Raw genomic sequence first — 12,556 nt, forward strand, 5'->3', positions numbered from 1 at the left:
GGGGGGCGGTCCGCATCGGAGCCCCCCGGGTGGTTCACGTACCCTGGGGTGCCCCCTGACCCGTACTCGCGAAAGCGTCCCCAGTTTGAGCACCCGGCCCCGCCGCAGCCCCAAGCCCTACCGCCGCCCCCAGAAGGACCCCGTACGGCTGCTGGCCTTCGAGGCCCTGCGCGCGGTGGACGAACGCGACGCCTACGCCAACCTCGTCCTCCCACCCCTGCTGGCCAAGGCCCGCCAGCGGGAGGGCTGGGACTCCCGGGACGCGGCCCTGGCCACCGAACTCGTCTACGGCACCCTGCGCTGGCAGGGCACCTACGACGAGATCATCGCCGCCTGCGTGGACCGCCCGCTGAGCGAGGTGGACCCGCCGGTGCTGGACGTACTGTCGCTGGGCGTCCACCAGTTGCTCGGCACCCGGGTCCCCCAGCACGCCGCCGTCAGCACCACCGTGGAACTGGCCCGGGTGGTGCTGGGCGACGGCCGCGCCAAGTTCGTCAACGCCGTACTGCGCAAGGTCACCGCCGACGACCTCGACGGCTGGCTGGACCGGGTCGCCCCGCCCTACGAGGAGGACGCCGAGGAACACCTCGGCATCCGCTACGCCCACCCCCGCTGGGTGGTCTCCGCGCTGTGGGATGCCCTGGGCGGAGGCAGCAAGGGCATGGAGCGGTTGCTGGCCGCCGACAACGAGCGCCCCCGCGTCACCCTGGTCGCCCGCCCCGGCCGGTCCACCGTCGAGGAGCTGCTGAAGGTCGACCAGGCGGTACCCGGCCGCTGGTCCCCGTACGCGGTACGGCTGGCCGAGGGCGGCGAACCCGGAGCGGTGGACGCGGTGCGCGAGAGCCGGGCCGGGGTGCAGGACGAGGGCAGCCAACTGGTCGCCCTGGCCCTGGCGGCGGCACCCGTGGACGGCCCGGACCACCACTGGCTGGACGCCTGCGCGGGCCCCGGAGGCAAGGCGGCGCTGCTCGCCGCGCTGGCCGCCGAACGGGGCGCGCTGCTGGTGGCCGGCGAGAAGCAGCAGCACCGCGCCGAACTGGTCGCCCGCTCCCTGGAGGGCAACCCGGGCCCGTACGCGGTCCTCACCACCGACGGGACCCGGCCCCCCTGGCGGGAGGGCACCTTCGACCGGGTCCTGGTGGACGTACCGTGCAGCGGCCTGGGGGCGCTGCGCCGCCGCCCCGAGTCCCGCTGGCGCCGCCGCCCGGAGGATGTCGCCGGCTTCGCGCCCCTGCAACGCGAACTGCTACGCCAGGCCCTGCGCGCGGTACGGGTCGGCGGGGTCGTCGGCTACGCCACCTGCTCGCCCCACCCGGCCGAGACCCGGGTGGTGGTGGACGACGTGCTGGACGGCGGTCCCGGTGCCGAACTGGTCGACGCCCGGCCCCTGATGCCCGGAGTGGACGACCTGGGGGAGGGGCCCGACGTACAGCTGTGGCCCCACCTGCACGGCACCGACGCGATGTACCTGGCCCTGCTGCGCCGTACCGGATGATCCACCGCCGGGTGGCCCCGCCATACTGGGGCCATGGCTCAGATCTTCCCCAGCATCCTGTCCGCCGACTTCTCCCGCCTCGCCGAGGAGGCCCGGGCGGTCGAGGGCGCCGAGTGGCTCCACGTGGACGTGATGGACAACCACTTCGTGCCCAACCTGACCCTGGGGGTGCCGGTGGTGGAGTCACTGGCCAGGGCCACCACCACGCCCCTGGACTGCCACCTGATGATCGAGGAGCCGGACCGCTGGGCCCCGCAGTACGTGGAGGCCGGCGCCGGCTCGGTCACCTTCCACGCGGAGGCCGTCGCCGCCCCGGTACGGCTGGCCCGTGAGATCCGGGCCAAGGGCGCCCGCGCCTCCATGGCGCTGAAGCCCGCCACCCCGGTCGAGCCGTACGAGGACCTGCTGTCGGAGCTGGACATGCTGCTGGTGATGACGGTGGAGCCGGGGTTCGGCGGGCAGGCGTTCCTGGACATCACGCTGCCCAAGATCCGCCGGGCCCGGCAGCTGATCGACAAGCACGGACTGGAGCTGTGGCTCCAGGTGGACGGCGGGGTGTCCGCCCAGACCATCGAGCGCTGCGCCGAGGCGGGGGCGGACGTGTTCGTCGCCGGTTCGGCGGTGTACGGCACCGACGACCCGGCCGCCGCGGTGAGCGCCCTGCGTCGCCAGGCCGAGGAGGTGGGCGGCGGCTGTGCGCACTGATCCGGCCACACCGGGCACCGAACGGTCTGGAAGGCGACCGTCACGGGAGCACCGGTGACGGCCGGATCTGCAAGGATGAACACGCGGCGCGAACACGTGGGTCGAAGGGCGAGGTGAGTGGCATGTCGACGGGTCGGACAGCGACGAGAATGGGGCCCGCCGAGTTGATGCAGGCGGCGGCCATGGCGCGCCGCTTCTATCTGGAGGGCAAGTCCAAGATCCAGATCGCCGAGGAATTCGGCGTCAGCCGCTTCAAGGTGGCGCGGGTGCTGGAGACCGCCCAGGAACGGGACCTGGTCCGCATCGAGATCCGGGTCCCGGCCGAGCTGGACGCCGAGCGTTCCGACCGGCTGCGGGCCCGCTTCGGACTGCGGCACGCGGTGGTCGTGGAGTCCCCCTCCGGCGTACTGGGCGACTCCGCCGCCCTGGAGGCCGTGGACGAGGCCGCCGACCCCGAGAACCTCGGTGAGGTGGCGGCCGACCTGCTGGGGGAACTCGTCACCGACGGCGACGTGCTGGGCCTCGCCTGGGGCCGCTCCACCATCCACATGGCCGCCGCCCTGCGCCAGCTGCCGCCCTGCACGGTGGTGCAGCTGACCGGGGTCTACGACGCGGGAACCGCCGACCGGGGTTCGGTCGAGGCGGTACGCCGGGCGGCCGAGGTCGCCGGGGGAGAGGCCCACCCCATCTACGCCCCGATGCTGCTGCCGGACTCGGCCACCGCCTCCGCCCTGCGCAGCCAGACCGGCATCGCCCGGGCCTTCGAGTACTTCGACAAGGTGACCGTGGCGGCGGTGTCCATCGGCTCCTGGGAGCCGGGCATCTCCACCGTGCACGACATGCTGGCCCCCGAGGAGCGGGACCACTACTCCTCGCTGGGCGTGGCCGCCGAGATGTCGGCCCACCTGTTCGACGCCGAGGGGCGCCGTATCGGCCGTGACCTGGGGGAGCGCTGCATCACCGTGGAGGCGGACCGGCTGCGGCGGGTCCCGGAGGTGGTCGCGATAGCCGGGGGTCAGCGCAAGGCGGAGGCGATCGGCGCGGTGCTGCGCTCCGGCCTGGTGACCAGTCTGGTCACCGACACCGCCGCCGCCGACCGGTTGCTGGGCGAGGTGCGGCCGGGGCCCCGCCCCGCCCTGGACCGGGCGGACCCGGACGGGGGCTGACCCACACCCCGCTTCCGTGGGGTCCCGATCCGGGAGTGGTCGAGGCCTCCAGGGGCCACGTGTACTGGTCGCCGCCGGGACGTGGGGGAACCGAAGACCAGGCCCCTGCCGCTGGTTGCGGGCGGCCGTCTCCCCGGGGGCAGCCGTACCCACCGAGGGTGAGCGTCGTCCAGGTCGTCGGACATCCCCGCACGGTCGTCGCGCCGACGACGGACGACGACTGGACGTGGCCTGCGGGCCCCGCTCATGGGCGGTGGGCCCGGCTCAGTCCACCCCGGCCAGTTCCCGCAGCAGGGCGTAGGCGGTGCCCACGAAGTCGTCCCCGAGCCGGAACCGTCGGGTGGCCAGGGCCACCAGGGCGGTGCCCGACTCCGGGTGGAAGCCCAGGAACGCCTGCTGGCCGCTGGTGGCGCCGGCGTGGAAGTACAGCGGCCCCCGGTCGGTGGGGTGCAGGAACCAGGTGAAGCTGTGCGACTCCCGACTGCCGGGACCGCGCAGTGCCCGGCGCAGCACCGGGGTGCGCGCGGTGCGCAGAGCCGGGCCCAGCGGGGTGCGGTCCGGTTCCAGGTGGGCCTGGAGGAAGCGCAGCAGGTCGCCGGGGGTGGCGTGTACCGCTCCGGCGGCCTGGAACCCCCCGATCCGCAGGGGCGGCATCGGGGTGGCACCGTCGGCCCCGGCGTGCCCGAGGGCGTCCACCCCCGGGCCCCCGGGGACGGTACGGGTCTGGCGCAGCCCCAGGGGCTCCAGCACCGAGGTGCGGAGCAGGGTGTCCCAGTCGGTGTCGGTGGCCGCCGTCAGGGCGTGACCGAGTACCGCCGCCCCGAAGTTGGAGTACCGCCAGCGGGTGCCGGGCCGGTGCCGGGGGTGTGACCGCAGGAAGGCGCGGACCACCCGGTGGGGCGGGTAACCGGAGTAGGGGTTGGTGGTCCAGCGCGGCAGGGCCTGGAGGTAGAAGTCGGGCGGCAGTGGGGGCAGCCCGGAGGTGTGGGTGATCAGGTGGAACAGGGTGATCGGATGGTCGCCCGGCGCCCGGTGGGGGGCCAGCAGTGTGGCGGCCGGATCGTCCAGGGACAGCCAGCCCTGGTGCGCGAGCTGCGCCAGCAGCAGTCCGGCGTACGGCTTGGAGGCCGAGCCGATCTCGTAGCGCAGCGCCTCGCGCCCCCGCCGGCCGGGGCCGGTACGGGGGCGTTCGGCACGTCCGGTCGTGCACACCGTCTCGTGGCCGTCCACCGCGCAGGCCAGGACCACGTCCGGGGCGTCCACCGACTCCGCCGCCACGCGTACCAGCCGGTCCAGTTCGGCGGGCGCCGGCCGGGTCACCACCCCGGTCACGGCGCGGTGGTGGTCAGTCGGGACAGGGCCCGTGAGGTGGCCTGGGCCGAGGCGAACGCGGCGACCAGGGTGGGGTGGTAGACGACGTCGAAGACCTCGTCCGGGTCGCCGGTCGGCATCTCCGGCAGCGCCGGCATGGCCCCGTCGGGGCGCTGGGCCTGGGCGAAGCCTTCCCAGGCCCGCTCGTCCAGGGTGGGTTCGGGCAGGCAGGCGTCCACCACCAGCAACTCCCCGAGCAGGTCCCAGCGTTGCAGGTCCAGCCAGTCGTCCAGCCACACCGGTACCCAGGTGTGCAGGTAGTCGGCGAGTTCGGCCGGCAGGGCGTCGGGGTCCTCGCCCCAGTCGGTGAGGTGGAAGACGGTGTGGGTGATGTCGTAGCCGATGTGGCCCTCCACGGTCCACGGCTCGGGCTGTTGGGCCAGCCAGGTGCGGCCGGCCGCCTCCTCGGGGTCGACGCTGGGGGTGAGCCCGAAGCGTCGCTCGAAGGCGCTGAGCCCCAGCCGGCGCATGGGCAGCACCTCGAAGGCGCCCCAGCTGGTCAGCCGGTGGTTGAGCCGTACGGCGCGCTCCAGGTCGGGCTGTTGGTACCCCATCTCCTTGAAGGGCAGGTACACCTCGAAGGGGATGGGGGAGATCGGTTCCACCCGCTGGCCGCGTACCAGCATCCGCCCGCCGTCCAGGACCTCCCGCCACACGTGGTCCACCAACCGGTGGGCCAGGTCGGCCTGTTGGGAGCCGGCCACCCCTTCCCGGAACAGCACCCGGCAGATGGAGGCGACCTCTCCGATCGGTTTGAAGCGCTCCAGGAAACCGACCTCGGGGTCGACGTCCGGCTCCAGCCGGAAGCCGGAACGGTGGGCGTACAGCCACTCCATGGCTCGTAGACCGACGCCGTGCAGGCGCTCGATGCTGGTCACGCGAACTCTCCTTGCCAACTGCGGTGGGGGGCGGCCGTGGTGCTGAGCCGGGCCAGGGTGAGGGTGGCGGCGAAGGCGGCCATCAGGGTCGAGTGGTAGCTGCCGGCGAAGTCCTCGCCGCTGGCCCGCCCCTGGCTGCCGGCGCCGACCTCGCTGATCCCTCCGTCGGGCCGTTGGGCGGAGGCGATCACCGAGAGCGCGCCCTCGGTGGGCAGGCGGGGCGGGGGCTGGGGCAGGCAGGCGGCGACGGCCAGCAACTCGCAGGCCAGGTCCCACTGTTCGTCCTCCAGGCACCCGTCCAGCCAGGCGGGCAGCCAGGTGCCCAGGTAGTCGCCCAGTTCGCTGGGAACCCACCGGGGGTTGTTGCCCCAGTCGCTGAGGTGGAAGACCACGTGGGTGAGCCCGTAGCCGGCGTCCCGTTCGAAGGTCCAGGGCTCGGGCAGCCCGCCCAGCCAGGTACGGGCCAGGGCGGCGTGACGGGAGGCGTGGGGGGTGAGCTGTATCCGGCGCTCGGAGTTGAGGACGCCCAGCCGCCGGTTGGGCACCTGTTCCAGGCGGCGCCAGCCCCGGGTGGCGGCCAGGGTGGCGCAGAACCGTTCGAAGCCCGCGTGGAGGTGGCCCGACTGGCGGAAGGCCGCGTAGATCTCCAGGGGGTAGGTGGCGAACGGTTCGGCCCGGGCCAGGTCCTCGAACAGCTGCCCCCGACCGGTCTGGTCCCAGGCGAACTCGACCATCCGCCGGGCCAGTTGGTGCCGGGGGTCGCTGGCCGGCAGCCGTCTGCTGACGGTGACGCACACCTGGGTCAGCTCCCCCAGGGGTTTGAGGGTGCGGTTGACGTCGGTGGCGGGGTCGAGGACGTCCTCGGGGAGCGCGAACTCCTCCCGCCGCTCGCGCACCCAGCGCAGAGCGGTACGGGAGACACGTTCGGCTTCGGGAGCGATCACCTGACCCCCTCGTCGGCCAGCATCCGGGCGGCCTGGAGCTGGAGGGCGACCCGGGAGTCCTCGCCGCCCATCAGTTCCACGAAGTCCAGCCCGGTCTCCAGGCCGAGGCTGTCGGGCACCCGGTCGAGCAGGGCGAGCCAACGTCCGGCACCGGCGGCCTGGAGCCAGTCCCGTCGGCGTACCGCGCGGACGAAGCCCCGCGCCACGTCGACGGTGCGGTCCCGGGCCACCCGGGCCACGGCGCTGTCCGCCCCGGGTACGGCCAGAGGGCTGAGGACGGCCAGTTGATGGGTCAACTGCTGCCAGGGCGCCTGCCGCAGCCACTCGGTGGACAGCTCGGTGTCGACGCCCGTGTCGGCGTCGCTGGGCTGGAGTATGGCCAGGCCGGCGTCGTCCGGGGGTGGCCCGGACGGGTGCGCGGCCAGCCGCCGCAGGGCGTCGGCCATGCCCCAGTGACTCCACAGGGTGGTGTCGGCCGCGTCCGGGGAGGGCGGGAAGGCGTCGACGGCCTGCCGCAGTGCGGCCACGTCGGACGCCGGGGGTGGTTGTCGGTGGAGGGTGCCGGGCAGCAGTACGTCGGCCCCGAGGACCCGTACGGCGGCCAGGCGGATCTGGTCGTCACGGATGCCGTCCGGCCCGCACACCGGAGGGTGGTCTCCGCTCCGTAGAGCGAAGACCACCTCCGAAGCCAGGTCGAGCACCACATCCGCGAGGCGTGTGGGAGCCCCTGACTGTTTCATGCGTGTCCGTCAGCCCTTCTTCGGCCGGGGGGTGGGGGGCGAGAGGAGCACGGCTCCCTGGCCGCCGGCCAGCGCGAGCGCGGCGCACTCACGGGTGTCCCGGTAGAAGCCTTCCACTTCGCCCGGGTTCAGCACCGACTCCAGCTCGGTGTCCAGGTCCTCCCGGATTTCGTGGGCCTTGGGCTCGATGTAGGACATGCCATCATCTCCTTGGTCTTGGTGCGATGTGACCTACCTCAAGTAGTAGAACGTACTGGACAAAACCTCGCAAAACGTAAGGGCAAGACCGCTTTTGACCTGCGGAAACGCCCTCAGCTAACCCCCCGTCACCACCCCCGGCGCCCTCCGCGGCCCCCTCGGACCCGGTCCGCCCGTCTCCCGGTACCCCCGGGGTGTACCACCGCCGCTCCCGGCCCACCCCGCCAACCGCGCCCCAGGCAGGGCCGGTTGGCCCCCGGCGACCCCGACGGATCGCCCCTCGCCGGACCACACGGTGGTCCGTGAACGGTCAACCACCCCGCTACCTTGACCCCATGAGCAACCTGGAACGCCAGGCCGTACCCACCGCCTGCGGTGGCCGGACCGACACCTCCGCCTCCCCCGTCCGCGAACTGCTCCAGCCCCGCCAGGTACGGCTCGGGGAGTCCACCCGGGTACGCAGACTGCTGCCCAACCTGCCCCGACGGATGGTGGGCGCCTGGGCCTTCGTGGACCACTACGGGCCGGACGACATCGCCGAGGAACCCGGTATGCAGGTGCCTCCGCAACCCCCACATCGGCCTCCAGACCGTCAGCTGGCTCCACCAGGGCGAGGTGCTCCACCGGGACTCCACCGGCAGCGTCCGCACCATCCGCCCCCGCGAACTGGGGCTGATGACCTCCGGCCGGGCCATCAGCCACTCCGAGCAGAGCCCGGCCCGACACCCCCGCCACCTGCACGGCGCCCAGCTGTGGGTGGCGCTGCCCGACCAACACCGCCACCAGGAACCGCACTTCGCGTACCACCCGGACCTGCCCGAGGTCACCGCCCCCGGACTGACGGCCCGGGTCATCCTCGGCACCCTGGACACCGCCACCTCACCCGGCGCCACCTACAGCCCCCTGGTCGGCGCCGACCTGACGCTGGATCAGGGCGCCACCGCCCGGCTGCCCCTGGAGCCGGACTTCGAGTACGCGGTGCTGGCGATGTCCGGTGAGGTGGACGTCGACGGGGTGACCGTCCTGCCCGGCTCCATGCTCTACCTCGGCTGCGGGCGGCGGGAGTTGCCCCTGCGGGCCGCCTCCGCCGCCGGGCTGATGCTGCTGGGCGGCGAACCCTTCGAGGAGCGGCTGCTGATGTGGTGGAACTTCGTCGGCCGCACCCAGGAGGAGATCCGGCGGGCCCGCGAACAGTGGATGTCCGGTGACCGCTTCGGCACCGTCGAGGGGTACGAGGGCCCGGCGCTGGCCGCCCCCGAACTGCCCGACCTCCCCCTGAAGCCCAGGGGCCGGCTGCGCTGACCACCCGGTGGACACCGGAGGCCGGACGGGTCCGGGTGCCACCGACCGGCCCCACCTCCGGGCGCGGGGCCGGCGTCGGAGGGGCACGACGGTTGACCGGTCTGGTGCCGGGCGCCCACCGGGCGGCTCCCGCTCGGCGTTGACGTACCGCCACACGGCTCCCCGTGCCCCGCCCCGAGGGGCTGCCCGGAGCCGGGGCCGCTGTCAGTGGGGTGCCGTATGTTGCCGGGCATGGCAGTCATCGACGGTCACCGGGAGAACCTCGCGTACTACGCGCGGGAGGCCGAGCGGCTGGCACGGCGGTACGAGGCGCTCACCTTCGAGGAGGTCCACGCCGAGGCGCTGCCCTGGCTACCCGCCGCGTCGGCTGTGTCCTCGACGGCGTCTTCCACCGTGTCCCCTGCGGCGCCCGCCACCGTGGCCGACATCGGCGCCGGCACCGGACGGGACGCCTCGGCCCTGGCCGCCAGGGGCTTCGAGGTCACGGCCGTGGAACCGGTGGCCGAACTCCGCGAGCTGGCTGCCCGGTTGCACGGTCCCACCGACGTCACCTGGGTCGACGACGCGCTGCCCGAACTGGGCCGGCTCTCCGGCCCCTTCGACCTGGTCCTGCTGTCGGCGGTGTGGATGCACCTGGAGGAGCGGCAACGCCCCCACGCCCTGCGGCGCCTGTCCCAACTCCTCCACCCCACCGGGCGGTTGGTGCTCACCCTGCGCCACGGCCCGCCCCCCGAGGGGCGTCGGATGTTCGACGTCACCGCCGAGGAGACCCTCGCGCTGGCCGACCGCTGCGGGCTCGGCCTTCTCGGGCGGTCCGGCGGCCCCGACCGGCTCGGACGGGACGAGGTGCGCTGGACCACCCTCGTCCTGGAGAGGGGGAGCGCGTGAGCCACCCCGCCGGCTTCGGCTCCTTCTTCGCCGACCCCTCACCCCGAGCCGCGTTGCAGGGCGCCGTACTGATGGGCGCCAACTCCCGGACCTACAAGTTCGCGCTGGCCCACACCCTCCTCACCCACGGCTCCCGCGAGGAGACCGTGGTGCCGATGGGGGAGTTCGCCACCACCTACGCCCAGGTCATGGTCCACCGCTCCCGGACGGCGCCCCAGGTGTCCCAGGCCGTGGAACTGGGCGACCGGGACTTCCTCAGCGTCGTGGAACGGGAGGCGGAGGAGACCCGGCGCACCGGGCAGCCCACCGAACCCCTGGTGGAGGCCGCCGCGCGGTCGATGCGGCAGATGGTGATGCGCAAGTTCCACAACCTCCGGGGCCGCTCGGAGATCCCGCACCGCCTCTACGAGATCGGTGGCCGCCCCGGGGCGCGCACCGTGCACCTGACCCCGCAGATGGTCCAGGTCGCCACTTCCGAGCACCTGCCCGCGTTGTGGGAGGAGTTGGAGGCCCGGTGGAGCATCGTCGAGGCGTCCTACACCACCGGCATCGGCCCGTCCCTGCTGGGCTCCGGGGTGCTGCTGGACCCGGAGACGATGACCGTCACCGACCGGCGCAGGCGGCGCGACGTCGCCCGCCTGAGGGGGACGCTCAGCGGCTTCCAGCACGGCCGCTGCTTCCTGTGCCAGGAGGTCCTCACCCCAGGTGACCCGACGGCCGTGGACCATGTCTTCCCCTTCTCCCTGATGCACCGGTACGCGGCGGTCACCCCGTGGGCGGGTCCCGACCTGGACTCGCTGTGGAACCTCGTCCTCACCCACGCCGCCTGCAACAGCGCCAAGAGCGACCGCCTGCCGACCCCGGACGAACTCGTCCGCCTGGTGGGGAGGAACGAGGCGATCACCGGCTCACAGCAGGTGCTCAGCAACACCCTGCGGATCACCCTGCGCCAGGCCGGTTTCGACCCCCGTGCCGGCTGGCACGGCTACGTAGGCGAGGTCTGGAACCTCGTCGCGTGACTCCCTCACCGGCACCGGAGCCGAGCGAACCCGCCGGGATCGCTGAGGGCGGTGACCTGTGGGGCCGGCGGTCTCCCGGCCTGGTCGGGGTCCGGCACCCGGTCGGGGAGGAGCGAGGCCCGGCGTGGGAGACTGAAGTACGTGCCTTTTCCGGCCAGCGCCCGGATCACCGAGAAGAGTGGATGAGCACGTGCGATTTCTGAACGACCAGCGCCCCAGCCATGACCTGACCTACGACGACGTCTTCATGGTCCCCAGCCGGTCCTCGGTGGGATCCCGGCAGGCGGTGGACCTGTCCACCCCGGACGGAACCGGCACCACGATCCCCCTGGTCGTGGCCAACATGACCGCCGTCGCCGGACGCCGGATGGCCGAGACCGTGGCCCGAAGGGGCGGGCTGGTGGTGATCCCCCAGGACATCCCGCTGGAGGTGGTCACCGAGGTGATCGCCTGGGTCAAGCGCCGGCACCTGGTGCTCGACACCCCCATCACGCTGTCCGAGGGCCAGACCGTGGCCGACGCCCTGTCCCTGTTGCCCAAGCGGGCCCACGGGGCGGGGGTGGTGGTCCGCGAGGGCCGCCCGGTCGGGGTGGTCACCGAGGCCGACCTGACCGGGGTGGACCGGTTCACCCAGCTGTCCCAGGTGATGTCCCGGGAGCCCCTGGTGGTGTCCGCCGACATCGACCCCCGGGAGGCGTTCAACCAGCTGGACGGGGCGCACCGCAAGTACGCGCCGGCCGTGGACGGTGACGGGCGTCTGGTGGGCGTCCTCACCCGTACCGGTGCCCTGCGCGCCACCCTCTACGAACCGGCCGTCGACGACCGGGGCCGGCTGCGGATCGCCGCCGCCGTGGGGGTCAACGGCGATGTGGCCGGCCGGACCAAGGGCCTGCTGGACGCCGGGGTGGACGCGGTGGTGGTGGACACCGCCCACGGCCACCAGGAGTCGATGCTCACCGCCCTGGCCTCGGTGCGGGAGCTGTCCCCCCAGGTGCCGGTGGTGGCCGGGAACGTGGTCTCGGCCGAGGGGGTGCGGGACCTCGTCGAGGCCGGCGCGGACATCGTCAAGGTCGGTGTGGGCCCCGGCGCCATGTGCACCACGCGGATGATGACCGGGGTCGGGCGGCCCCAGTTCTCCGCCGTACTGGAGTGCGCGGCCGAGGCCCGCAGGTTCGGCAAGCACGTGTGGGCCGACGGCGGGGTGCGGCACCCCCGGGACGTGGCGATGGCCCTGGCCGCCGGCGCCTCCAACGTGATGATCGGCTCCTGGTTCGCCGGCACCCACGAGTCCCCGGGCGACCTCCAGCAGAGTGCCGACGGCCGGCTGTACAAGGAGAGCTTCGGCATGGCTTCCGCCCGGGCGGTGCGCAACCGCACCTTCGACGAGTCCGCCTACGACCGGGCCCGCAAGGCGCTGTTCGAGGAGGGCATCTCCACCTCCCGGATGTTCCTGGACCCCGAACGCCCCGGCGTGGAGGACCTGATCGACTCGATCATCGCGGGGGTGCGCAGCTCCTGCACCTACGCCGGCGCCTCCTCCCTGGAGGAGTTCGCCGAGAGGGCCGTGTTCGGTGTGCAGAGCGCCGCCGGTTACGCCGAGGGCAAGCCCCTGCACGTGAGTTGGTGACGGAGGGCGTCGTCCCCGACCCCGGAGGGCCGGCGCACGGCAGCGGTCCCGTACGGCCGAAGCGCGGTCGTACGGGACCGGGACCCGAGGTCACCGGGCCGAGGGGGTGCGGGACCCGGCCGGGGGCCGGCGCGGCCTACGCTGCCGACCGGTCCCGGTACGCCCCGCACCCGACCGCTGACGTGGTCTGACGGCCCCGAGCGCCGGGCGGCAGCGCCTTCCC

At 73.5% G+C, this 12,556-nt stretch carries 11 protein-coding genes and 1 pseudogene; 7 read left to right on the top strand and 5 right to left on the bottom strand.

The window, feature by feature from the left end; all coding sequences use genetic code 11:
- Positions 1 to 85: 85 nt before the first annotated feature.
- The 3 genes from ABZT14_RS18200 (at position 86) to ABZT14_RS18210 (ending at position 3,366) form a co-directional block, all read left to right on the top strand.
- A complete protein-coding gene (locus tag ABZT14_RS18200; protein WP_356303492.1) occupies positions 86 to 1,495 on the top strand; it encodes a transcription antitermination factor NusB in 1,410 nt (469 codons plus the stop codon).
- Positions 1,496 to 1,528: 33 nt separating this feature from the next.
- The gene (gene rpe / locus ABZT14_RS18205) at positions 1,529 to 2,200 is read left to right on the top strand and encodes a ribulose-phosphate 3-epimerase (RefSeq protein WP_356303495.1); all 672 of its coding nucleotides are present in this window, start codon (positions 1,529 to 1,531) and stop codon (positions 2,198 to 2,200) included.
- 122 nt (positions 2,201 to 2,322) lie between these two features.
- Entirely contained in the window at positions 2,323 to 3,366 is a 1,044-nt protein-coding gene (locus ABZT14_RS18210) for a sugar-binding domain-containing protein (RefSeq protein WP_356303497.1), read from the top strand.
- A 264-nt stretch (positions 3,367 to 3,630) separates the two neighbouring features.
- Here the strand turns inward: ABZT14_RS18210 and ABZT14_RS18215 are convergent, their stop codons facing one another.
- Genes ABZT14_RS18215 through ABZT14_RS18235 form a run of 5 tightly spaced genes read right to left on the bottom strand, consistent with a single transcriptional unit; the run spans position 3,631 to position 7,497 of the window.
- Positions 3,631 to 4,689, bottom strand: a complete 1,059-nt coding sequence (locus ABZT14_RS18215; RefSeq protein WP_356304081.1) for a serine hydrolase domain-containing protein — start codon at positions 4,687 to 4,689, stop codon at positions 3,631 to 3,633.
- A 5-nt stretch (positions 4,690 to 4,694) separates the two neighbouring features.
- Complete coding sequence (locus ABZT14_RS18220; RefSeq protein WP_356304084.1) at positions 4,695 to 5,573, bottom strand: hypothetical protein; 879 nt, start codon at positions 5,571 to 5,573, stop codon at positions 4,695 to 4,697.
- A gap of 38 nt (positions 5,574 to 5,611) precedes the next feature.
- Positions 5,612 to 6,559, bottom strand: coding sequence for a hypothetical protein (locus ABZT14_RS18225; protein ID WP_356303500.1), 948 nt, complete (start codon positions 6,557 to 6,559; stop codon positions 5,612 to 5,614).
- Positions 6,556 to 7,299, bottom strand: a complete 744-nt coding sequence (locus ABZT14_RS18230) for a hypothetical protein (RefSeq protein ID WP_356303502.1) — start codon at positions 7,297 to 7,299, stop codon at positions 6,556 to 6,558. The genes ABZT14_RS18225 and ABZT14_RS18230 overlap by 4 nt, the downstream gene beginning before the upstream one ends.
- Before the next feature lie 9 nt (positions 7,300 to 7,308).
- On the bottom strand, positions 7,309 to 7,497 hold the full coding sequence (locus tag ABZT14_RS18235) for a hypothetical protein (protein WP_356303505.1): 189 nt from the start codon (positions 7,495 to 7,497) through the stop codon (positions 7,309 to 7,311).
- Between the two features lie 335 nt (positions 7,498 to 7,832).
- Between ABZT14_RS18235 and ABZT14_RS18240 the strand changes: the two are divergent.
- From ABZT14_RS18240 to ABZT14_RS18255, 4 genes and pseudogenes are all read left to right on the top strand, one after another.
- Positions 7,833 to 8,799: pseudogene (locus ABZT14_RS18240) on the top strand (pirin family protein).
- Between the two features lie 231 nt (positions 8,800 to 9,030).
- Positions 9,031 to 9,687, top strand: a complete 657-nt coding sequence (locus tag ABZT14_RS18245; protein ID WP_356303508.1) for a class I SAM-dependent methyltransferase — start codon at positions 9,031 to 9,033, stop codon at positions 9,685 to 9,687.
- The gene (locus ABZT14_RS18250; protein WP_356303511.1) at positions 9,684 to 10,706 is read left to right on the top strand and encodes an HNH endonuclease; all 1,023 of its coding nucleotides are present in this window, start codon (positions 9,684 to 9,686) and stop codon (positions 10,704 to 10,706) included. The genes ABZT14_RS18245 and ABZT14_RS18250 overlap by 4 nt, the downstream gene beginning before the upstream one ends.
- Before the next feature lie 190 nt (positions 10,707 to 10,896).
- Positions 10,897 to 12,333 (top strand): GuaB1 family IMP dehydrogenase-related protein, encoded by a 1,437-nt coding sequence (locus tag ABZT14_RS18255; protein ID WP_356303514.1) that lies wholly within the window; start codon positions 10,897 to 10,899, stop codon positions 12,331 to 12,333.
- Positions 12,334 to 12,556 lie beyond the last annotated feature (223 nt).

The organism is Streptomyces sp. NPDC005438 (genome assembly GCF_040606315.1).
Classification (GTDB): Bacteria; Actinomycetota; Actinomycetes; order Streptomycetales; family Streptomycetaceae; genus Streptomyces.